This is a genomic window from Leptospira sanjuanensis, assembly GCF_022267375.1.
Taxonomy (GTDB): Bacteria; Spirochaetota; Leptospiria; order Leptospirales; family Leptospiraceae; genus Leptospira; species Leptospira sanjuanensis.
In genome coordinates, this window is the sequence record NZ_JAIZBH010000001.1 from 2,142,501 (window position 1) to 2,164,689 (window position 22,189).

The 22,189-nt window shown below is 43.8% G+C and carries 22 protein-coding genes (1 of these 22 running past the window's edge); 11 read left to right on the forward strand and 11 right to left on the reverse strand.

Going from position 1 to position 22,189, the window contains the following annotated elements; genetic code table 11:
• Positions 1 to 582: the 3' portion of an ankyrin repeat domain-containing protein gene (locus LFX17_RS09605; protein ID WP_238730054.1), read on the forward strand. 333 nt of this gene lie to the left of the window's left edge; 582 of the gene's 915 nt are visible here — the last part of the coding sequence; its start codon lies beyond the left edge, outside the window; the stop codon is at positions 580 to 582.
• Positions 583 to 772: 190 nt separating this feature from the next.
• The gene (locus LFX17_RS09610; protein WP_118955672.1) at positions 773 to 1,201 is read left to right on the forward strand and encodes a CHRD domain-containing protein; all 429 of its coding nucleotides are present in this window, start codon (positions 773 to 775) and stop codon (positions 1,199 to 1,201) included.
• Between the two features lie 94 nt (positions 1,202 to 1,295).
• Here the strand turns inward: LFX17_RS09610 and LFX17_RS09615 are convergent, their stop codons facing one another.
• Positions 1,296 to 1,796 (reverse strand): SRPBCC family protein, encoded by a 501-nt coding sequence (locus LFX17_RS09615; RefSeq protein ID WP_238746301.1) that lies wholly within the window; start codon positions 1,794 to 1,796, stop codon positions 1,296 to 1,298.
• 402 nt (positions 1,797 to 2,198) lie between these two features.
• Between LFX17_RS09615 and LFX17_RS09620 the strand changes: the two genes are divergently transcribed.
• The gene (locus LFX17_RS09620) at positions 2,199 to 3,794 is read left to right on the forward strand and encodes a methyl-accepting chemotaxis protein (protein ID WP_238730057.1); all 1,596 of its coding nucleotides are present in this window, start codon (positions 2,199 to 2,201) and stop codon (positions 3,792 to 3,794) included.
• 37 nt (positions 3,795 to 3,831) lie between these two features.
• On the opposite strand, the gene LFX17_RS09625 is transcribed toward LFX17_RS09620, so the two are convergent.
• Together LFX17_RS09625 and LFX17_RS09630 are read right to left on the reverse strand one after the other, a co-directional pair.
• Positions 3,832 to 5,007, reverse strand: a complete 1,176-nt coding sequence (locus LFX17_RS09625; RefSeq protein ID WP_238746309.1) for a hypothetical protein — start codon at positions 5,005 to 5,007, stop codon at positions 3,832 to 3,834.
• Positions 5,004 to 5,846 (reverse strand): FecR domain-containing protein, encoded by an 843-nt coding sequence (locus tag LFX17_RS09630; RefSeq protein WP_238746311.1) that lies wholly within the window; start codon positions 5,844 to 5,846, stop codon positions 5,004 to 5,006. The genes LFX17_RS09625 and LFX17_RS09630 overlap by 4 nt, the downstream gene beginning before the upstream one ends.
• Before the next feature lie 135 nt (positions 5,847 to 5,981).
• Here LFX17_RS09630 and LFX17_RS09635 point away from each other — a divergent pair, with 135 nt between their 5' ends.
• Positions 5,982 to 6,266 carry a hypothetical protein gene (locus tag LFX17_RS09635; RefSeq protein WP_118955678.1) on the forward strand — a complete coding sequence of 95 codons (285 nt, stop codon included), beginning with the start codon at positions 5,982 to 5,984 and terminating at the stop codon, positions 6,264 to 6,266.
• Positions 6,267 to 6,370: 104 nt separating this feature from the next.
• On the opposite strand, the gene LFX17_RS09640 is transcribed toward LFX17_RS09635, so the two are convergent.
• Both LFX17_RS09640 and LFX17_RS09645 read right to left on the reverse strand, forming a co-directional pair.
• Positions 6,371 to 6,862 carry an LIC11966 family lipoprotein gene (locus LFX17_RS09640; RefSeq protein ID WP_238746320.1) on the reverse strand — a complete coding sequence of 164 codons (492 nt, stop codon included), beginning with the start codon at positions 6,860 to 6,862 and terminating at the stop codon, positions 6,371 to 6,373.
• A gap of 624 nt (positions 6,863 to 7,486) precedes the next feature.
• The gene (locus LFX17_RS09645; RefSeq protein ID WP_238746323.1) at positions 7,487 to 8,152 is read right to left on the reverse strand and encodes a leucine-rich repeat domain-containing protein; all 666 of its coding nucleotides are present in this window, start codon (positions 8,150 to 8,152) and stop codon (positions 7,487 to 7,489) included.
• A 308-nt stretch (positions 8,153 to 8,460) separates the two neighbouring features.
• Between LFX17_RS09645 and LFX17_RS09650 the strand changes: the two genes are divergently transcribed.
• Positions 8,461 to 10,413, forward strand: a complete 1,953-nt coding sequence (locus LFX17_RS09650; protein ID WP_238746325.1) for a glycoside hydrolase family 5 protein — start codon at positions 8,461 to 8,463, stop codon at positions 10,411 to 10,413.
• Here the strand turns inward: LFX17_RS09650 and LFX17_RS09655 are convergent.
• Positions 10,403 to 11,551, reverse strand: a complete 1,149-nt coding sequence (locus tag LFX17_RS09655; protein ID WP_238746333.1) for a PHP domain-containing protein — start codon at positions 11,549 to 11,551, stop codon at positions 10,403 to 10,405. The genes LFX17_RS09650 and LFX17_RS09655 overlap by 11 nt on opposite strands.
• A gap of 242 nt (positions 11,552 to 11,793) precedes the next feature.
• Here LFX17_RS09655 and LFX17_RS09660 point away from each other — a divergent pair, with 242 nt between their 5' ends.
• Genes LFX17_RS09660 through LFX17_RS09670 form a run of 3 tightly spaced genes read left to right on the forward strand, consistent with a single transcriptional unit; the run spans position 11,794 to position 14,243 of the window.
• Positions 11,794 to 12,948: a glycosyltransferase family 2 protein gene (locus LFX17_RS09660; RefSeq protein ID WP_238746335.1), complete on the forward strand. Its 1,155-nt coding sequence runs from the start codon at positions 11,794 to 11,796 to the stop codon at positions 12,946 to 12,948.
• Positions 12,949 to 12,972: 24 nt separating this feature from the next.
• On the forward strand, positions 12,973 to 13,518 hold the full coding sequence (locus LFX17_RS09665; protein WP_238730066.1) for a DJ-1 family glyoxalase III: 546 nt from the start codon (positions 12,973 to 12,975) through the stop codon (positions 13,516 to 13,518).
• On the forward strand, positions 13,515 to 14,243 hold the full coding sequence (locus tag LFX17_RS09670) for an SIR2 family NAD-dependent protein deacylase (RefSeq protein WP_238746337.1): 729 nt from the start codon (positions 13,515 to 13,517) through the stop codon (positions 14,241 to 14,243). Before LFX17_RS09665 ends, LFX17_RS09670 begins: the two co-directional genes overlap by 4 nt.
• Before the next feature lie 130 nt (positions 14,244 to 14,373).
• Here the strand turns inward: LFX17_RS09670 and LFX17_RS09675 are convergent, their stop codons facing one another.
• The 4 genes from LFX17_RS09675 to LFX17_RS09690 are packed head-to-tail and all read right to left on the reverse strand — an operon-like array spanning position 14,374 to position 18,086.
• Positions 14,374 to 14,988 carry a glutathione S-transferase family protein gene (locus tag LFX17_RS09675; protein WP_238746339.1) on the reverse strand — a complete coding sequence of 205 codons (615 nt, stop codon included), beginning with the start codon at positions 14,986 to 14,988 and terminating at the stop codon, positions 14,374 to 14,376.
• A 27-nt stretch (positions 14,989 to 15,015) separates the two neighbouring features.
• A complete protein-coding gene (locus LFX17_RS09680) occupies positions 15,016 to 16,086 on the reverse strand; it encodes a DUF1574 domain-containing protein (protein ID WP_238746341.1) in 1,071 nt (356 codons plus the stop codon).
• Positions 16,087 to 16,095: 9 nt separating this feature from the next.
• The gene (locus LFX17_RS09685) at positions 16,096 to 17,580 is read right to left on the reverse strand and encodes an MBOAT family O-acyltransferase (protein ID WP_238746343.1); all 1,485 of its coding nucleotides are present in this window, start codon (positions 17,578 to 17,580) and stop codon (positions 16,096 to 16,098) included.
• A 2-nt stretch (positions 17,581 to 17,582) separates the two neighbouring features.
• Entirely contained in the window at positions 17,583 to 18,086 is a 504-nt protein-coding gene (locus tag LFX17_RS09690) for an NYN domain-containing protein (protein ID WP_118955687.1), read from the reverse strand.
• Between the two features lie 72 nt (positions 18,087 to 18,158).
• On the opposite strand from LFX17_RS09690, the gene LFX17_RS09695 reads away from it, so the two are divergent.
• From LFX17_RS09695 to LFX17_RS09705, 3 genes are all read left to right on the forward strand, one after another.
• Positions 18,159 to 19,094, forward strand: coding sequence for a hypothetical protein (locus LFX17_RS09695; RefSeq protein WP_238746351.1), 936 nt, complete (start codon positions 18,159 to 18,161; stop codon positions 19,092 to 19,094).
• Between the two features lie 235 nt (positions 19,095 to 19,329).
• Entirely contained in the window at positions 19,330 to 19,821 is a 492-nt protein-coding gene (locus LFX17_RS09700; RefSeq protein ID WP_238730072.1) for an Mpo1 family 2-hydroxy fatty acid dioxygenase, read from the forward strand.
• A 124-nt stretch (positions 19,822 to 19,945) separates the two neighbouring features.
• Positions 19,946 to 20,524, forward strand: a complete 579-nt coding sequence (locus LFX17_RS09705) for a TetR/AcrR family transcriptional regulator (protein ID WP_238730073.1) — start codon at positions 19,946 to 19,948, stop codon at positions 20,522 to 20,524.
• Positions 20,525 to 20,528: 4 nt separating this feature from the next.
• On the opposite strand, the gene LFX17_RS09710 is transcribed toward LFX17_RS09705, so the two are convergent.
• Complete coding sequence (locus LFX17_RS09710; protein WP_238730074.1) at positions 20,529 to 22,181, reverse strand: glycerol-3-phosphate dehydrogenase/oxidase; 1,653 nt, start codon at positions 22,179 to 22,181, stop codon at positions 20,529 to 20,531.
• Positions 22,182 to 22,189 lie beyond the last annotated feature (8 nt).

Consider the following 22,189-nt stretch of genomic DNA (forward strand, 5'->3'; position numbering starts at 1 on the left):
AAAACGAAGAACGTAGAAGCCGCGAAACTCTTGGTTCGAGCGGGAGCAGACGTCAATTGGGGAGGATATCGCCAAAACGATCCTCAAGGAATAGGACTTTCCATCTATGAATCGCCGCTGCTCAACTCGGTTATAAACCGCAGATACGAGCTTTCCGAATTTTTGATCCAAAAAGGAGCGAATATTCAGATCTTCAACCCGATCACGGGAGAAAATGAATTCGATCTTTGGTTTACGAGCGTTGGAATTCGAAATAAAAAAGACAAAGAGTTTTACCGATTTCTGAAAGAGAAAGGTCTCAAGCAACTGCGGCCTTTCTCTTTAATCGAGATCGCCAAACTACGGTCAGACGAAAATAGCCTATTTACCAAAACATACATTCATATTCCAACGAAACAAGAAATCATTCTCAACGCAAATCCAACCGATCTTCAAAATCCTCTGGAAACAGATCTGATCTATTCGTCGAAGGACCAAAGATACTTTCACAGCTCAGAGTTCGTTCAAAAAGAAACGAAACAAAATCTTTACGAGTTAATCTTACAAAGAAGAATCGCGCGAAAAATTCTCCCTAAATCCTAATTCGAGAATCGATTTCAGAAAACGATTCACAACTTATAATTAAAAAACCCTAATACACCAAAATCAAAACGTCGGCTTCAAATATTTCTTATCTAAATTTTTTTCTTAGCAAACTTCTTTCCGAATTCGGTTACTGAAATACCGAAAACGAACACTTTCGTTCTCGAAATAAAAAAAGAAGGATAGGACCATGTTTAAGAAAAGCTATTTATTTGCTCTTTGCATTATAGCTCTCCCTTTTGTTGTTTATGGAAAAGGAAACACAAAATTCGTCGCATCCCTGAAAGACGCCGCTCAGAAAAACGTGAACGCGCGAGGGAGCGTGGACGCGATCTTGGACGATGAAACAAGCAAGCTCAAGATTTCCGGTTCTTATGAATACTTCGGAAGCAACGCGACTGAAATTCTCATTCTCACCGAAGGAAACGAAACACCTCTTTGCACGTTCAAACCGCCTTACAATGCCACAAACAGCCCTTGGAAAGATTGGGGTTCTTGCGATCTTAACGTGAATCAAAAGAAGGATCTTAACGCGGGAAAACTCTATATTCTTATCAAATCGATCGACAGAGAAGAAGGACAGGTTCGAGGTTCGATCGTAGCGGAATCTAAAAAATAAAATTCCTTTCAAAGACCCGACGATACCATTTGTAATTTCTTAGAAGCGTTTTGAATGCGAGCGCTTCTAAGAAATTCTTTTTTTTTGGAAAAGTTTAAGGAAATACCGTCTTCAGAATTTCGATTTCTTTTTTTAGGTTCGCATCCTTTCCTACGAGAGAAAAGATCGATCGGATCGGAATACTGGAAACCTCCGATGTTTCGGAAATCGTTATCTTCGTTTTGTTTCCCTCTGCACTGAGTTTATAATCCCAAATCCCTTTCATTCCGAAGCTGCTTTCCTTCATCCGAATCTGAACCCGAGAATTTTCCGCTCGTTCCAACATTTCGAAATGAATATAACCGCCCATATCCGTTCCTTCCTTCCAGATCGGATATCCTTTCGCGTTTTTTCCCTCGAATACGACTTCAGTGACTTCCGGTCTGTATTTCGGAATCGCCTCCAAATTCAAAAGATGTTGATACACTCGATCGACTGGAGCGTTGATCGTTTCGTTGATTTCGCCTTCGAACTTCGGATCGGCAAAAACTCCAAGCAGAAAAAATCCGATCACCAACACCGCAAGTCCGGCCAAAATTCTCAATATGAGTTTCATCGATTTTTAGTTTCCTTTTCGTTTTTAGAATAGAAACGGCAGAAACCTTTCTGTCAAGTGCAACGCATTCAGTTTCGTTGATTCGGTTTCGTTTTTAAAAAAGAATTTTGTCGTTCGGTGCGCCAGCGGCCGGAAGGGCGCGAAGCGGTTCCGAACTGCACGTTAGGAGCCATCGACTGCGACGATCGAATCCGCTCGCTCTTAAATACATTTCGGAACGGAAGCGTAAGCGCACCCCGGACGAGACGCGGCGCCGGAGCTTTTTTCGAAGTATTATATCCTTTGAATTTAATTTTCTCCGGCGGGCGCCCCAAGCCTATGTCCGCTTTTTATAAATTCGAAGTTTTTGCTTTTCTTTTTTGTCCGAACCTTTCAAGATAGGCCGTTCCAAAGGAGAATCCCATGCAGTCTGCGGCTCATTCCCAAAAATCTTCGATCCACCAGATCTGGAAGGACGGAGCCGTTGTAATCAACCGAATTCGTCTCGGGTTGGTTATCTTATTTTCACTTACGCTTCTGAGCGTTTCGAAGACCAACCACCCGACGCAGGTGATCGCGCACGTAGTCGGCACGGCTTTGATGGCGGCGTATTGTCTTTTGGAATTCGCACTCCATCGCACAGGCAAGATCGGCGTTCGTTTTCAGAAGACGTTAGTTCTCTTGGACGTGAACATTCTTTCCCTGACCTTGATGGCGGATTGTTCGATCGAACCGACGGTTTCTTCGGGAATTCTCGCCAACATGCTTATCTTTTTTATTTATTTCTACGTGATGATCTACTCCTCCTTTTTGGGTGAAAGAAGATTCGTGCTTTTGATCGGAGTTCTTTCCGCGTTAGGAATCATCGCTTCGATTTTCGTCGCTTGGAAGGGCGGGATGGTTTTGACGGAAAACCCCGAACTCGGAAAAGTTCCCGGTCACATGATCTTTTCGGTTCAGATCGTTAAGGTCACGTTCGTTTTCACGGCGAGTATCATTCTTTCGCAATTGATGAAGCTGTTCGGCAAATTGACGGACGAAGGCTCGAAACTTTACGAAGATTCTCAAGTTCTTTTGAACAAACTTACGCAGGATCGTCGGACCTTGGAAAAATCCGCGGAAAGTCTGGAAAATTCGATTCGTAAGTTCGCAGATTTTATCAACCGCACCGGCGAGAAGATGGAATCGCAAGCCGCCGCCATCGAAGAAGTGAACGCGGTCATCGAAGAACTTTCCGCTTCTTCCTCCAGCACCGCTCATTCGATTGAAACCCAGAATCTCAGTTTGGGCGAACTCGCGGGCAACGCCGCAAAGTTAGACGAAATTTTAAAGAACAGCGCGTCCTTGAGCGAGGCTCTCGCGACCTTTGCAAAAGAGAACAAAGAGGATATGGAGAACGTCACGATCGCCGCCGAAAAAACGAAATCCTATTTGGTGGACATTACGAATTCCTTCAACCGGGTCGACGAGATCAATCGGATCATGAGCGAGATCGCGGATAAAACGAACTTACTCGCTTTGAACGCTTCCATCGAAGCCGCAAGGGCAGGGGTTGCGGGTCGAGGTTTTGCCGTCGTCGCAAACGAGGTCAGCAAACTCGCAGAATTCACTTCCGGAAACGCAAAATCGATTTCGGATATCGTCAATCAGTCCCGCAAGTTCATCGAAGAGGCGAGGATCGCTTCCACGGAAACCGGGGATATGACCGAAAATCAAAAACTAAAAATTTTGGAGACCGCCGACCGGATCGACAAAATGAATCTGTTTTATCTCGAGCAAAAATCCATCATTCAAAAATTCGTATCGGAAGTGAGTCGAATCAAATCCACCTCGGAAGAAATCCTTCGAGCCACAAAAGAGCAGATGCTCGGTCAAAGGGAAATGGTTCAGACGATGGGAAATCTCGGTACGGAGATCAACGAGATCAACGAGGATTCCGCCAAACTGCAGGAAGAAATCGTGAAGATCAAAACGCAGGCCTCGGACCTTCGCGTTTTGAGCGTTCAGTCCGCGCATTGATCTCTGTTTGAATCCGATTTTTCCGAAGTAGGGGACCCTACTTCGTTTGCGGTTTGATCTTTACTTTGGATTCTAAGGTCGGGCTTAGAATCGTATATTGCGCTTTTACATTGGCGACATTTCCTACCTTATCGCTCACCCGAAAGTCGAAGTTATGTTTTCCGGCTTCCAGTACGAGTCCTTCCGCGTAATTGCGATACTCGCTTCCGTTTACGCTGAATTGAATCGATCTCATGCCGGAGATAAAGTCCTCGCACTGAATTTGAATTTCGGTTCCGATCGGGAATAATTCTCCGGCGCCGATCGGCGGACTCACACGACAGATCGGCGGATTGGAATCCAAGATTCCGTAAAAATTTTCTTCGGTACTATTTCCCGCGAGATCCCGAGCCTTCACGTCGATCCCGAAACTTCCGTCCTCGATCGAATTCGGAATTTGAAACCGGTAGAAATTCTTTTCCTGAGAAATCGGATTGACCGGAAATTTTTTACCGTTCTGAAAAAAGTAGAATTCCGCATCCGCAACTCCCGAAACGGCGTCTACGATTTCCACCTGAAGAAGTTGATCCCTTCTTGTGACGTAAACCGATTCCAGCTTCCATCCTTTTCCGATCTCGACTTTGACTTCGGGCTTCTTCGTATCCTGTACGACTTCCATCAACTTGGTCAGTTCTTTGACTCCCGAAGCCGTTTCGGAATAGAATTCAACGTCGTTCTTTCCTTCCTGAAGTCCGAAGATCGTTCCCTGATACTCTTTCCATTCTCCTTCGTTCACCCGAAAGAAAACCTTCACTCCGTTTCGGCCCGCACTCGGATTATCCAAAACGATTTTTTCGTTTTGAGTCGGAGAAAGAATGATCGCTTTGTTGTTTTGAGGCGGCGTCTTTCGTTCCAGCTTTACGAACGGTCGAAGCGAATCGATCGAGATCGCATCCGAAGGTTCTCCTCTGGATTCTTTTCTTCCGATTCCCAAGACGCGGATATATCGTTCATTGCCTTCAGGGAAGAATCGAATCTGCCTTTCGTTGGTCGTAAGAGTTCTTTGGATCACTCGAAAATCGGAAGTATCCGAAAATTCAATTCGATAAGATTGCGCGGCCGAATCCGCTTTCCATCGAAGTTCGAGTTCCTTTCTATCTTGCGCTCCGACGGTTCCGATCCAAAGTAAAACGAGGACCGCCGTGATTTTGGCGAGGTTTTCGAACTTCTTCATTGGTTCTGGAAGTCCTTATCGATTTGAATTTTGCCCGGAATCGGGAACGGTTCCACGGGAGGTTTTCCTTTTTCCACGTAGGTTCCGAATCCCGCTTTCACATCCACGTCTTTTCCGGAAGCGGCGACATTAACGGTTCCTTCAAAACATCCCACGTCACTTCGTTCTTCACCCTCGTTGTTTACGTAGAATTTCGTTCCCCGAACACCCACGACCGCAACAGGAGTACTGATGACCAGTTTTTGAACCGTCTTCTTTGCCGTTTTGAAAATTCCGGGTTTCACATCGGCTTGTAGTTGCCCGTTTTCTAAAAAGATTTCGGGGGCTTCTTTTTTAGAAACGCGGAAGCTCGACTTTTCAAAAATTTTTACTTTGGTTTCGTTTTCCACAAAGGCTAAGAATGCGCCGGACTTTACTCCGGTTTTCAGACTTTCACCGTCTCTGAGAATTTGATTTTTTGATACGGCGCTCCAAACCGGATTTCCTTCCTTCGGTTTTTTAGAATATTCCACAACTCCGTGATATAGTTCGAGCGCGGCCATCGGTTGACCTTCGACTTCGACGACCTTTCTCAAGTGAACGGGAACCTTGAGAACCATTCCTTCCTTAATCAAAGAAGGATTTTGGATCTGATTGTATTTCAGAAATTCTTTCCATTTGCCCGGATCGTTTAGAACTTCTTTGGCGATTTTCGTAAGCGAATCGTTCTTTTTCACTTTGTATTCTTCGAGCGATTTTTCTTCGGAACCGGGTGAGGGATTTGCGGTTTGTGCCGAAAGGGAGAAGGATAAAAAACACACCAATACGTACGATATGATTCTCAAAGATAGAAGGGTCATAGTCCTGAATTCCTATTTTTTTCTGTGTAAAATTATTTCAGAAATTTGTTGATAAAACAGCAATTTTGAAAATAATCTCTTGAAATTTTAGACGAGAGAATTATTTATTTTCAGTTCATAAGAGAGGGATTTTCCGTGATTCAAAGATGGGTTGAAAGGGCGTTATTTGTTACATTGATTTTAGCGGGAATTCTGGCTCCCGGAAGAGTTTTTTCCCAAGCAAGCGACGCTGCGGCAGCGATTCAAGAAGCTTGCAACCGTTTGGTGAACGAGGGACTCTATAAGAGCTGTAAGGCGGCCCCCGGTTTTTCGGCGCACCAAGGCTATTACAGCCAATCCGCGCAGGTAAAATGTGAGTGCATCAACAAAAAGGATAACAACAAAACCATCGTTACCATCACTTTAGGACAGTATTATTAAGATTCCTTCCTGAACGCGCGCGACGCCGGAATTTTACCCTCCGGCGCGCTCCTTTTCCGATACGACCCACATCGAAAGCGGTCGCATCGATTTTTATCAAAAGATTATTTGTTAAAATCCTTTTCAAACTTATCCGAAGCCGCATTCAGCTCGTTAGCCGCTTTTTCAAAGTCCTGATTGATCTTGTTCAAAAGAGTGTCGATTTTTCCTTCGTCGACTTTCGTTCCCGCTTTTAAACTCGTGCGAAGTTCGATCAGCTGTTTATAATCGTTGCTCACGCTGTTCTTATACGAATCGATCGCTTTGACAGCCGTATTCTTGAAATCGGAATTTCCTTTAAAATCTCCGATGCCTTTGAGGGTTTCGGAAGCCTTTACAAGTTTCGCTTCCCAAGATTTCCGTACAGTTTCCGCCGCAGAGTAATCTTCTTTTACCATCGCATCGTTGAGCGCATCCATATCATCAGTGGAACCGTTCAGGACATCCATGATTTTGTTGTTATAACTGACCGGATCTTGTGAGTTGCAGCCGATCGTCGCAAAAAGAAAAATGCAGCCAAGTGCCGCAAGAATTCGTGTCGAACTTTGTTTTTTCATACGCGCAAAATTCGATGGAAAGGAAGAATTGCAATTTCATTTTGTTGAAGCGCCAATGAGCGTATTTTAAAAATTATAAATAAAAATTGTTTCTTACGAAGGAGGAATAAAGTTTTCGAGAGCCGAAAGTTTTCTGGTCACCGAGTTATCAGTTGGAATTGTTCGTTCGGTGTGGGAGCGTTTTGCAGAAGTTCATGAGTGAGTCTTCGAGTCTTTTTATATTCTTTGGAAATGTAGGATCTCATACAAAATCATTCGAGAAAGACCTCACGAATCTTTTGAATATCAAAGCACAACTACAACGAATCGAGTGTAACCCATGTCTCCGGTTTAGAGTGTTACCGATGTGTATGGGTACGTTTAAACCAGCTCTTTTATAATGCGACATAATATGTATTATCGGAAGTAAAGGGTGCTGAATAGGTTATATGTGGTGCCTTCAACTCAAGTAAGGATCCGCTTGTTGTGGTAGCTTGGAAATACCCATTGATTCATCACATTTAATGAAGATTCACTTTAATAATCCAAGCGAGCCTCTATTGCTAAGAACAATCAGTATTCCAATATTTGATTAATGTATATCTGAAATAGAAATATGGAATTTTTTAAGCGAAAGGAGAAAAGCTAATAGGATTTTTCTTTTTCAATCGTTACATCTTGGTTACGAAATAACTCTCGGATATGTTTTTCGGTGGTTGTTAAATTCGGATTATTCCATAAGCCTAAAATCTTAAGCTTCTTCAATTGTCCAATTTCATCTGGAATAGAAGTCAGTTTGTTGCTTGATAATTTTAAGGATAATAAATTTTCTAACTGTCCAATTTCCTTAGGTAAGGTTGTGAGTTGATTTGAATCTAAGTGTAATAAATTTAAATTTTTTAGTTGTCCTATCTCCTCAGGGAGAGCTGAAAGTTTATTGTTTTCTACTATTAACACAGCTAAATTTTTTAACTGCCAAAATTCTTTTGGAAAGCTTGAGATTTGATTTCTAGTAATGTCCAACATTTTAAGATTTTCTAATTTCCCGATCTCTTCAGGTAAAGTGGTAAGTTCATTATCCTTCAGATACAATCTTTCTAAATTTACGAACTGTCCTATTTCTTTTGGGAGTGTCTTAAGTTGTTTTCTACTTAGATCTAATATTCGCACTTCTTTAGGCGTCTTCAATGCAGAAGAAATATTTCCATATATAACTACCTCTTTGGATTGTGAATGTAGTTTTATAAGAAAACAAAAAAATATTAAGATAAATTTTATAAAAAAATGATGAGTTACAATTCCAAGTTTCATATGGATTACTGAATTAATATATTAAGGTAGTTTTGAAAAGTATATTTCTAATGAATGACTATTTTTCAATTCAGGTTATCAGCCTTCTAATTTGGAGTTAAAATTATTTCTCAAGTTTCAGAAGTTCTTGAAGAGCATTTCGAATCATGCTTCTGGATGAAAAGAATTCGTATCTTTGTCAATCGAAAAGCGCCCCTTTCACTCATTCGTCGATAGAATGTGATCTTTTATAAGAACAATATAAGGGAAATCTTGTAGAAAAGTAACGGCAATCGCTAAGATCAATTTAAAAAAATGGAAAGAATACAATGCGGAAATTAATTTTAGGCGCATCGCCGAACAAAAACAAGTCGAATCGAAATCAAATTTCAATCGGACTTCTCGTTTGCCTTTTTACGCTTCAATTTTTAATCGGATGCAACGAAACGTCCTCACAAAATGGTACGGAAACGATTCTTTCTTTGTTTTTCCGTCCGATCGGATCGATCGCAGAAAGCTCGGCGCAATTTCCAAACTACAACGCAACTTCTTCCTTTTTATCTACTACTACGCTCAATCCGAGCGTTCCGTTGAGTACCGACGGGCGATATATCGTCGATTCCAATCGAAATCGTTTCAAGCTCAAATCCGTCAATTGGTACGGCGCGAGTGATACACAGTATGTCGTCGCCGGTCTGGACAAACAGCCCATTACCCATATCATTTCCTTGATTCAAGAATGGGGATTCAATTCGGTTCGACTTCCCTTTTCCAATCTAATGCTTCATCAAATCACGCCCGTATCTAACGAATCGGTCGCGGCCAATCCACAATTTTTCGGAAAGACTCCATTAGAAGTTTATGATGCAACAATCCACGCTTTGACCCAAGCGGGAATCGTCGTCATTCTCAACAACCACACCACATTTTCCGAATGGTGCTGCGGTTACGATTACAACGGTCTTTGGTACCATACCGGCTCTTCGTTCGCCTACAACCAAACGACGGAAATGTGGCAGGTGGATTGGCTAACGATGATTCGTCGCTATAAAAACAATCCGATGGTCGTCGGAGCGGATCTTAGGAACGAGGTTCGTACGATGCGCAAAGGCGACACACATATTCCCGATAGTCCGAACTGGGGAATGAATGATGCAAACGACTGGCACAAAGCATCGCAAGAAATGGGCGTTCTGATCGCACAAGAAAATTCTAATATTCTTGTGATCGTGGAAGGAATCAATTGGTGGGGACTCATTCCGATTTTGGGCTCGGGCGAACGTCCTCATCTAAAACCGATCAAGGATCTTCCGGTTCATCTTCCCCTTTCCAACAAACTCGTCTATGCGGCTCACAATTACGCGTACATCGGACCGAACCACAATGGAGACGACTCGACTTCAGGTGGAAACATCAAATACCGCGAAATGGACGAGAATACGTTTAAGTCCACGGTTCAAAACGAATGGGGTTACGTCGTTACTCCGGAAATGTATTATTCCGCTCCGGTTTGGTTGAGCGAATTCGGCGCCTCTCCTTCCTCAAGCGGCGCACAAGATCAAGAATGGCTGCGCCGTTTGACGGACGTTTTAATCGAACGTGATATGGATTTCGCGTATTGGCCCTTAAACGGAAACGACGAATGGGGACTTTTATCCAGCGACTGGTCGAGAACTCTCAAAGAAGATTGGCGATTTCAACACTTAAACCGACTTCTATCCACAAACGGTCGAACAGGCTTTGTGCAGGAAAATCATTTTTCGAATCTTTGGATCGGTTCCGGGAACGACAACAGTTCCACGATCACAAACGACTGGGACAACGGCGCAAACAAGGGAACCTGCCCGGACGGATATCGTTTGAACGGACTCAGCACCAATCAAAAAGCGCTTTGTACGGACATCATCACAAGCAATCTCTGGAACTCCAATCGTAACTACAACGTCCAAGCCGTCTATGAAACCCCCACGCGCTATCATGGAACGGGAGATTGGGCGGGCGGTTTTACGAAATACGAATGTCCGCAGAATTTTTACGTTTCCGGTTTTTCCAAACGTTCTTGGGGGACGAGCGGAATCCTTTGTTCGCAAAGCAGAATCAATTTAAGCAATTCCTGCAGAACGATCTGGTTTGATCGAGGCGACAATCGCTCTTCGATCAAAGGGGGAGATTGGGCGTACGGTTCTTACAAAGGTCAATGCGGAGATCAAGAATATGCGGGAGGAATCGCGCAAAGAAACGGAGGAGCAAGCGCCCTTCTCTGCTGCCGAATCAATCCTTAGGATCGAGAGAATTCTCCGTTTGATTTTCTTCCGGTTCGGGAATTCGATAAAACGGATTCGAGACAATGGAACCGGAAGGAAAAACGACTCGCAAAATCACGTATCCGTCTTCCGGACGAATCGTAAATTCCGCTTTTTGTTTTTGCCGTTCTTCCTTTAAAATCGTTCCGCCTTTTCCGATAAACTCGGCCTTGATGAACGTTTTAGGAAACTCGGCGACGATCGTATTTCGATCCAACCGAAGTTCGGAAATTTTAGGATCATCCATATAATCAACAAGCTTTATTACAGAAACGTAATTCCCCTTTTTTAGATTCGCAGTGATTTCTTTCGGATCATACGAATTCGTATTCAAAAGAACATAACGCACAAAGGCGTCCCCCGCGTTTTGTTCGGAAAAAGTAAGTTCGTGAAAGATTCTCTGATACAGAGGAAGTTTCATCGCGCGGATGAATTCTCCCGGAAAGTAATGCAGATCGTCTCCGCTCGTAGCCAAAATCGGAGTTCCTTGATCCAAAAGTCGGATCCATTCTTGAAACGTATCTCCGTAGGGTGAAAAAACTTCCACCGCATCGACTCCTCTCAATCGTTCAATCAAAGAATAAGAGATCGAACCTTCCAAACCGGGATGGCTGATCGAAACAAAGGCTCCCGACTTGTGCATCTGATCGATCGTCCATTGAATGTTTTCCGCAGAAGCGTACAAAGGAAAGAAGTCAGGAACGGTAACCTTGGTTCCCAACGCCAGAATATGCTTTCGATTGAAGTCCCTCCCCCATTCATAACCGGGAAAAAATCTCGGTTCATTGGAATCGATTCCGCTGATCTTCAGATAATCGGTGATTCCGACGAGGTCGTATCGCTTATCGAGATACTTTTCCTGAATTTCCCGAGGAGGACTTCGAAACGGAGAAAAACCGTCCCGATCCGAATGAAGATGAAACGCGAATTTGAGCCAACGGTGTTTCGTCGGCGAATAGGAAGAATGAATTCGATTTCCGAAAAACGGAAGTTTCAAGTGAGAATCCAGTTCCTGATACAAAAGAAAAGAAGTCAGAAAATGAGTAACTCCTAAGAACGCAAAGGCTCCTAAGATTCGACGCCAGATTCGGGGATGGATTCTTCTTTTGAACGCCATACGGATTCCATGAAAGGACGGATCGAATTTATGAGAAAAGTTTTTCGATTCACAGCGTTTTTTTACGTTCTTCTTTTTTAAAACCTTTCTCAAAATGTCAGAGATTTGTAATTTTTCAAAATCGCCGGTTCGGTTCGATTTGGGCGGGAAACCTCGAATCGAAATCGAATTTTAAAATAAGTAAGTGTACACTTAATTATTGATTTTACAAATGATCCGACTTCTAAAATTCTAAGAAACCGATGACAAACCCGGAAATTTCCGTCATTCTCCCTACTTACAACGAAAGAGAAAACGTTCCGATCTTACTTCCGAAAATCGCGGAAGCGCTCAAAAACGCATCCTTTGAAATCATTCTCGTAGACGACAACAGCCCCGATAAAACATGGGAAGTCGCGGAATCGCTCCAAGGCAAATTCCCTACGTTAACGGTTCTCCGAAGGATGGAAGGTCGAGGACTTTCCTCCGCGGTTCTTTCGGGAATGGCGATCGCGAAAGGAAACGTGTTTGCCGTGATGGACGCGGACTTACAACACGACGAAAGAATTCTTCCCGCTTTGGTTCAACCGATCTTAAAGAACGGTTTTGAGGTAAGCATAGGAACCCGTTATATGAACGGAGGTTCCACATCCGATTGGTCTTTCTTACGGAAGAGCTTCAGCGTGTTCGCGACCAAGCTCGCAAAGTTTCTTTTACCGATTCCGATCTCCGATCCAATGAGCGGATTTTTTGCGATTTCCCGTTCGTATTTTCAGAAAACGGCGGATCGAATCAATCCGAGAGGGTTCAAAATCCTATTAGAATTTTTGAATGGAGCCGGGCAAACTCCTAAAATCTTCGAAGTGCCGTTTACGTTCCGCAGCAGAGAATTCGGCAAAACGAAATTGGACGGCTCGGTGATTCGGAATTATCTGATCGCACTACTCGATCTTCGTTTCGGAAAAAAAATCTCTCCTACGTTTCTTCTGTATTCCTTGGTAGGTTCCTTCGGAGTTCTCGTAAATTTATTCGGACTTGTAATCGGTGAAACCTTTCGTTTTCCGGAGATTTCCACCCCGTTTCGATTTTTAAATCCGGTTTACAGTTCGGTTCTATTCGGAATCGAAATCTCCATTCTTTCCAATTTTGTCCTGAACAACTATCTTACGTTCTACGAAAAAAGATACGTAGGAATCCGGCTCGTTCAAGGTCTGATTCTGTTTCATCTCGTAAGTCTTTTGGGACTTCTGATTCAGATCAGCGTATTTCAGCTTTTGTATCACCGAATTTTTCTTTTGGAATTGAATTCTTCCGGACTTCCTGTTAAATTTTTATCGGATTCGCTTGCCATTTTAGCGGCGATGATCACAAATTACTTCTTAAACTTGAACGTCACCTGGAAAGGTTCCAGGGATTGATTTCGTTTTCAAAGGAGAAAGTCCATGCCCAAGGTTTTGGTTCCTTTTGCGGAAGGAATGGAAGAAATGGAGGCGGTTATCATCGTGGACGTACTGCGCCGGGGCGGGGTGGAAGTCACGAGCGCTTCTTTGAAGGAAGGAGAAGTCAAAGCGTCCCGAGGAGTTCGGATTTTAGCGGACACGACCCTGGACCGAGTCGACTTGAAACATTTCGATATGATCGTTCTTCCAGGAGGCGGTCCCGGAACCAAAGCGCTCGGAGCCGATCCCAAAATCGCGGAACTCCTAAAAGAGGCAAAACAAAAAGGGAAATGGATCGGAGCGATCTGTGCGGCGCCTAGTGTATTAGTACATCAGAATATTCTCACTTCCCAAGATAAGTTCACGGCGTTTCCCGGAATCGTATCCGACGCCCCGGGTTATACGGGTTCCCGACTGGAAATTTCCGGAAAAATCGTGACGAGCGTCGGCCCCGGTTCGGCGTTTGAATTCTCCCTCGAACTCGTTAAAATTCTTTGCGGGGAAGAATCCATGTTGAAAGTGAAATCCTCGCTTCAACTCGCTTCATGAAAGAATTCTTAGCCGAACACAAACATTCGTTTCAAAAAATCACCGCGATCAGCGGAGCGGGAATTTCCGCAGAAAGCGAAATACCCACGTTTCGCGGCGCGGACGGCCTTTGGAATAATTTTCGCGCCGAAGATCTCGCGACTCCGCAAGCCTTCGAAAAAGATCCCAAGCTGGTTTGGGAATGGTATCTCTGGAGAAGAAACATCATCGAAAGCAAGGCACCGAACCCGGGCCATACGGCTCTTGCCGATTTAGAAAGATCACATCCCGATTTTTTCCTCATTACGCAGAACGTGGACGGACTCCATGAAACAGCCGGTTCCCGGAAGCTCGTCGAAATTCACGGGAACATCTTTCTCAATCGTTGTGTTTCCTGCGGACAAGAATCCAAGGAAAAAATTTCCGAATCGGATTCTCTTCCTCCAAGATGCAACTCATGCGGAGGTCCGCTTCGACCCGGTGTGGTTTGGTTCGGGGAAAGTTACGACGAGGACAAACTCAATCTTTCGATCGCGAGGATGCAAAACACGAATCTATTGTTGATTTTAGGAACATCCGGTTCGGTGAGTATGCCGGTCTATTTAGCTCAAATCGCAAAACGTTCCGGCTCCCTATTGGTGGAGATCAATCCGGAACGTTCCTCCTTTTCCTCTTCGGTGGATTTATTTCTGCAAGGAAAAACGGGAAAGGTTTTGCCCGAACTGGTGGAACAGATTCTAAAGTAAGGTTTAAGGTTCTTCCGTCGACTGAAACATTTTCGAAATTTTATGGCCTTGGTTAAATCCGCTCGCGATCAACGGGAAGAAGGATATCGATCGGTATCATTGGAAACTTTTTAAAAAATCTCGACTTTCTTCAAACGCCTTGCAACTCGATCCCTTCCATCGAAACATAACCAGGTAGGCTTTCGATGCGTTTCAGCCAAGCGCGGATTTTTTCATACGGTTTTAAATCAATCTTTCCTTCGTGAGCCAGCGCGATATAAGGATACAGCGCGATGTCCGCGATCGTGATTTTATCACCGATCAACCACGGATCTTGTTCCAATTGGTTTTCCAGAATCCGCAACAGGTCGTTCGTTACCGAAAGCGCCTCGTTCTCATCGATCTTTCGTCCGAATTTATGATGAGCGCGTAACGCAGCCGGACCGCGCCCCACTTCGTTCGCTGAGGTCGAAATCCATTGGATTACCTTGGCCGCTTCAAAACTCGAGCCGGGAAACCAATCCTCTTTTTTTCCGTATTCCAAAGCGAGATAGACCAAGATCGCATGGCTATCGCGGACGATGACTTCTTTGTCCTTCAAAACGGGAACTTGTCCGAACGGATTCTTTTTTAAGAAACCCTCGGACTTTTGTTCTTTTCCTTTTAAATCTATGGAAACGCTTTCATATTTCAAATTCAGGAAAGACAACAACATTCGCACCTTATGCGAATTTCCCGAAATCGCAGATTCAAAAAGTTCAATCATCGGCTTCTCTTCTCCATTCCCAACCATTCATTTCGGCAATCGTTTGAAAATAAAATCAGCATAGTCGTTAAAACAGCTCGGAGACATGTGGCCCGGGTCACTGAAATCGTCGCAATGATATTCGGGATCTTCGTTCATATTCCAAAATTCGGTTTCGGTAGACGTATGCAATTTTTTTAATATCGGAATCATGATGTCATACGGGGTTCGTTCGTCCTTCTCGTTCGTTAGAACCTTGCGCGTTTTATACAGTTCGAAATAAGGACGGGCTACGCGTACCCAAATCGTCGCGAACGGAACCCCGCTTTCTTTAACGATTTTTATAGCATCCTCTTGATTCGCCAACATCTTGGGATTGAACGTAAACGGAGTGAGATAGGATTTAAAATCCGTATTGGATCTTTTTTTCAAAAGTTCCGTAGGCAACACGATCCGCGGACTTGCGTCTGACGTGGCGCTTCCTCTTTGTTTTTTGAGATTTTCCCAGATTTCGGAACGAAGTTTGCTGTAACCGGCGGCAAGCATTCCCCCGTCTTTTACCCTCGCCCGGATCACATTCATGCGCGGACGATTCTTGTGCGTATGAAATAATTTCTTTGCGATATATCCGGTCAGATCCGAAGAAGAATATCGATCTGCGTGGCGGAAAACAAAGGACGCGCTGAGTCCGTAAAAAAGAACCTCGTCCAAAGTAAGAACGGAGGAAGAATTGAAAATTTCGATCGATTCATCCATCAGGATAAAATCGGGTTTAACCGCGTCTGTTTGAAATCGCTCCAGCCAATATAGATAATAATCCGGAGATCCGCCCGGCACGGAAAAATTGAATAAAACCCAATCGGGATATTTCTTTTCTATATAATCGTTTCTGAATAGAAGGGCTCTTGAATTTCCGAAATAAACCAAAACCTTCTTGCGATCCTTTTTTTGGAGATAGTCTTTGAGTTCGTCGAACAGGAATTCCTTATGTCTAAAGTTCAAATCCGAAAGGGTCAGCGAATAATAAGGCTCGAACGCGGTGGAACTGATGAGTTTATCGATTCCGAATGCGAGCAGAAAAATGATAAAAGGAACGAGTAGAAATCGATTTCGAAACATTCTATTTTCCTAAAATTTATAATAGATGAACGCGCCCGAATCTTCCGAAAACAACGCGAGTAAAAACACGGTAAGAACGCCCAATCCCGTCAAAAGCCAAGGATCGTATTTCCGAAAACGCTTCCAAAAATCGGGAACGTATTGAACCCAGTTGAACAGAACGAGCGCAAGAAAGAGATAAAAGAATTTCTCCACATTCTCCATTTGTTTGAGGAGAAAAAAAGAATTTCCGTCTATCAAAGTTCCGGCGTCGTTCAACCAAGCAAGAGAAGAAGAAGCGATCTGTGTTTCGATCGTATCCGAAGAATTTAGAAAAATTCCCGTTACGTGTTCCACCATCGTCTTTGCGCTATCCGCGCGGAACAATACCGCACTGAAAGAAAATAGGAGAAACACGATACAAGCCTTGATCACTTTCAGGAAAACGTTCTTTTCCGGAGTCAACTTCCAGCCGAGAGAAGTTTCCAAATATCGTTCTCCGGCGAGAAGACATCCCCAATAAAATCCCCAAGCGATGAACGTATAATCCGCTCCGTGCCAAAAACCTCCGATGGTCATGGTCAAAATCAGATTCAAGTGCGTTCTCCATTGCGCGACCTTGCTTCCGCCCAAGGAAAAATAGATATAATCGCGGAGCCAAAAAGACAACGTTATGTGCCATCTCTGCCAAAGTTCTCTTCCGCTGAGAGAAAAGAACGGAGCTTTGAAGTTTTCCGGCAGATAAAATCCGAGAAGCGCCCCCACTCCGCGCGCCATATCCGTAAGCCCGGAAAAGTCGCAGAACACCTGGATCGAATATCCGATCCCCGCCAAGATCAACGAGTACGAATCGTATGTTTGGGGACTTGAAAAAATCGGAGAAATCAATCCGGCCGCGGGATCGGCGATCAGGACTTTTTTGATCAAACCGCCGATCATCAGATAACAGCCGTTATAGATTTTATCGCGGTCGGGTTCGAGGTTGTTCAGATTCGGGAAAAAATCCCCCGTTCTCATGATCGGCCCCGCAATCAAAACGGGAAAAAATAATACGAACAGAAAATACCCTTTGAGAGAAATCGTTTCTCCGGTAGGATTTCTTCTCGCGTCCACCGCCGCGGCGATCATCTGAAAGCTGTAAAAGCTGATCGCCAAAGGAAGAATGATATGAACGATGCCTTGGATCTCGGTGAAAAACGGATAACCGGTGACGTCCGCAAGAACGCGGGAAAAGAAATAAAAGTATTTGAAAAATCCCAAATTGACGCAGTTAAAAAGAACCGACGCAATCATCCAGTGTTTGGAACCGTCCTTCGACGTTTTGATTCTCAGATAAAAAAAGTAATTCAGAAGAATCACCGCGACAAAGTGAAGGAAAAACACCCAGGAAAACCAGACGTAAAAGAACGCGCTGGAAAGAATCAGAAAATCGGGACGGTTCTTTTTCGGAATCGACCAATAGATTACATAAACAACGGCAAAGAAAATCGCAAACGTAACGGAGTTGAACAGCACTGTTATCTGCCTTTCCTAAATAAATTTTTCCAGTATTCCACTTCTTCGGAGTTCAGTTTTTTATCTTTGAATTCTTCGGAGTCCGCTTCGATTTTTGGAGGAGAGATTTCGGCGAGTACAAGAGATGCGAATTCTTCGGAAGTGATCGGATGAGCGCCCCATTTTTTCGCGTGAAAAAAAATCTCCTTATCCGAACTGACCACTTGAATCTCCGATGGACGCACGTTCGTTCGAACGAATTCTTTAATCACGTCGTCCGCTTTTCGTTCTCGACTGAAATATACGTTCAGTTTTCCGAAATTTTCCTGATAGACTTCGCTACCGACTTCTTTCTTTCCATCGAAGAAAACGTGAAAGGTTTGTTTTTTCTTTTTTTTGGAATACGATTCTAACAATTCCAACAGTCCTTGTCTCGCTTTGGAAAGCCGATTCTGATACATACATTCTTCCAAATCCGGAAATTTATAGATCAGATTGAAACCGTCAATTGCCACTTGAGAAGACATGGAATTGTAGTGACCAGAATCCCATTCTCGTAAATACTGTAAACCAACCTTTCCGGGGGGAGTATGAGTAAAATGGCTGATTCCGAACGTTATCCGGTCCGGGTCAACAAATTTAACGTCTGGCATTTTTATCTTTGGCTCAAGGCGTTGCCCGGGTCCGGAAGAGATTTGTTTCTTCTTTCGCTGGCGGCTTTGGACGTTCTTCTACTTTTGATCTACAACTCGTATAAGGAAATTCTTCCGAAAGAATTGTACGCGTATATGATCGGTTTCGACTTCTTCGTATTAGTCGTGTGGGTAATGGAACTGATCACTAAGTTTCGAAAATCGAAAGATCCGAGCACGTATTTCTCGATGAACTGGTACGAAATCGTGGGTGTGATTCCGTTTTATTTTCTCCGTCCCTTTTTGCTTTTGCGGGGAATGAAGATTCTCATCGCATTTTACAAGTTAGGTCAATCCGGACAAAACCTAAGCGATATCGTCACAAGAGAAATCACCTTTCGGTTTCGGGATGTGATCGTGGATACGATCGCCGACGCCGTATTTCTGCATTCTTTGGAAAGAGTGGAAGAAGTGATGATCCGCTTGGATTATAGTCAGCTCGCCAAACGCGCCTTCGAACTTCATCAGAAAGAATTCAACGCCAAGGTAAACGAATCCCTTCAATCCAAGTTCTTATTGGGAGAATTGTCCAGAATCCCGTTTATGGGAGAAATTTCCAAACGTCTCGGAGAAGATATCAGTTCGATGATCACCGAGGTTTTGGAAAACCAAGTCACCGGCGAAATCATGAAACAAATTACGGAAGCGATTTTGAAAGAAATGGCCAATCACGTAAAACGACTTCCGATCGAACGAATCACCCGCCCCCTCGAAGTGGAATCGCCTCGACAGCAACCTACGATCGTTCCAACCGCTTCCGTTGAAACGAAAACACCAATGGACTCCGCGGTACCATCGACAGAAAATCCGGAAAATCCTCTCCCCGAAACGACTTCGGATTAATTTTTGAGAAGCTTTTAGCGCGTCTTTCGACTAAATGTAAAAAATAGGCTCCTTTGAAAAAAAGGTCCGAACTTATAAGATCCGACTTTTTGTACAGACTACCGAAATCCCAAGGGAATTTGGTACGATAACAAACGTTTCACCTTCGGAAAATGGATTTTATTCACTAAGTTCGAAAAAAACACTTGCGATTCTATTTCGAACGTTTAAAATTTTTAACAGAGAGGAGTTTTTTATGAAATCCGTTGAAACTTGGTTTAACGAATACGCGGAAAGCCACCGAAACCCGATCAACAAAAACATCCACTGGGTTTGTGTTCCGCTGATTTACTTTACTGTCATCGGTCTTCTTTGGTCCATTCCAGTGCCTTCTTTTTTTCAGTCCGTTCCTTACTTGAACTTTGCGACTTTGGCTCTTGTGTTTGCACTCGCTTTTTATGTAAGACTTTCCGTGACCTTAGCCCTGGGAATGTTCTTTCTCAGTTCTTTCATGATTTATTTGATCGTGATTTTGCAACGGACCGTCCTTCCGATCATGTTCGGGACGTACGCCTACGGTATTTTAGAACTTTCGATTACGATCTTTGTTCTCGCTTGGATCGGACAGTTTATCGGTCATAAGATCGAAGGCAAAAAGCCTTCCTTCTTCAAAGACCTTCAGTTTTTGATGATCGGTCCGATTTGGCTGTTAGGATTCGTTTATCAAAAACTAAGAATCGCCTATTGATCGTTTTGCGATCCTTCTTTGTTGGAATCTCCCCGATCCAATCTTCTTGACCGGGCCGGGCGATTTCAACATCACGGAATACGAGTTTGACAATAAATAAATATAAAAATCTGAGGAAGTCCCGATGCCCAAGATAGTGAATCATGAAAAATACAAAGTGGAGATCCTATCCAAGTGCGTGGATATTCTCGCGCGAAGAGGTTACTCCGCGGTTTCGATGAGAGAAATTGCAACCGAACTCGACGTTTCCACGGGCACATTATATCACTATTTTGCAACCAAAGAAGATATCTTTAAGGAGTTGGTAAAGTTCGTTCTCAGCAAGGACATCGAGGAATTACAACTTTATTCCAAAGGAAATCCCGGACAAACGCTCGAATCCAGAGTGGAATCCCTTTTCCAAATGATTCAAGCCAGAGAGGCTTACTTTCAGAATCTGCTCTACATCATCTGCGACGTTTCGCGTTTGAAAAATCACGAAGAAGAAAAAACTCTGATCGCGGACGCAATGAAGGAATACGTCAATATTATCACGAAACACTTAGGTGTTACGAATCCGACTCTCAACCGGATTTTAATCAGCGTGATTTTGGGTACGGTGGTTCAAAGAATCGTGGACGGAGAAGCGATCAGCCTTGCGGACACTTCCGAGATCATCAAGGACTTTATGTCCATTCTTCTTTCCAACTCGTTTACGTTTTAAAACTTCAATAAATTTTATAACGTTCTTCGACCGATTTGATCTCTTTCGAAACACGGCTCGCGTTCCAGCCCAAGTGTTTTCCGAGAGAACGGACGATTTTTGCGGTTTCTTTTTCTTCCGGTAAACCGGGAACTCCTACTCCGGATCTTCTGAAAAAGAAATCGGTCGCAAAACGAATGTCTTCCCGTTTTGCGATAAACCGCAATTCGCTTTCAAAGAACTTTTCCCCGTTTTGCAAAGTATAGAATTCTTCTTTGGCCGAACTTCTTTCCAGTACCTGCACCGCTTGCGAACCGTATCGAAACGCAATGTTTTCGATCAATTCACCGTTTAATTTCGGGAATTTGATTCCGAGTTCGTTGATGAGCGTGGAAAGATCAGAATAATTTCCGGTCGCAGGAGGAACCGTCGCCGTTTCGCAGGCACGAAACTTACCGGGAAGATATTCCGCAACCTTATTCACGACGGCTTCTCCAACCGCACGACTCGTCGTATATTTCCCTCCCATCGCCGTGAAAAAACCCGGAAAGCCGGATTCTTTGTGATCGAAAATTTCCGTTTTACGGGACGCGTTATAAGTGGATTTGGTTTCGCCGGGATCTTCCACCAAAGGTCTTAGTCCGCCGTAATAAAAATCCACGTCTTTCAAGGTGAGATCGGTATAACCGTACGTATAGTTAACTTCGTTTAACAATTCTTCGATGTCTTTTTTAGTGACTCGAAATCGATCCGGATTATCGGGATATTCCGTATCGGTCGTTCCGATGATGGTTTTGTTTCTCCAAGGAATGACGAACAAATGGGTTCCGTCCTTCTTCTTGGTTACAAAAACTTTGTCTCCGCAGATTTTTCTAGTAACGACGTGAATTCCTTTGGAACGCACGAGATGTTTTTCGATTTCCGCTCCGGCAAGAGATTCGACAAAATCGGCCCAAGGTCCGGCCGCGTTTACGACCGTTTTCGCTTGAAAAGAAGTTTCCTTACCGGAAATTTTATCTTTCGCAATCACTGTATACATGGAATCGCCGGAGTGAACGATCTGAATTGCTTCGGTATAATTCTTCGCCTCCGCCCCTCGTTCCCTCGCGGAAAAGATAAATTCGCAGGTATGTCGCTCCGGATTCAAATTTAGATAATCGTAGTAAAGATAAGAACCTTTCAGATTTTCACGATCCACAGTTGGAGATTCTAAGATCGTTTGTTCTCTTGAGAGAAAGCTGTATTTGGGAATCAAACGATCCTGAGATAGATTCGTATTCCGGTCGTAGGAAAGCGCATTGTACATCTCCATACCGGCCTTTAAAACAAATCGTTCGATATTCGAATAGATTGGTACCAAAAACCCCATGGACTGAACCGCTTGCGGAGTGATTCGGGCAAGGGTTGCCCTTTCCCGAAGAGATTCGCGCACGAGCCCGAGTTCGAAATTCTTGAGATACCGCAAGCCGCCGTGAATCATCTTCGATGTCGCCTGACTTGTCCCGGAAGCATAATCGTTTTTTTCCAAAAGTATCGATTTCATACCTCGTAACGTAGAATCCCAGAGGACCTGAGCCCCCGTAATTCCACCTCCAATCACTAACAGGTCGTAGACGGTCGATTCTGAACTTCGGTTCATTCTTGGGGTCGCACTCGGCAATTTTTTAGATATAGGCATGGGGATTC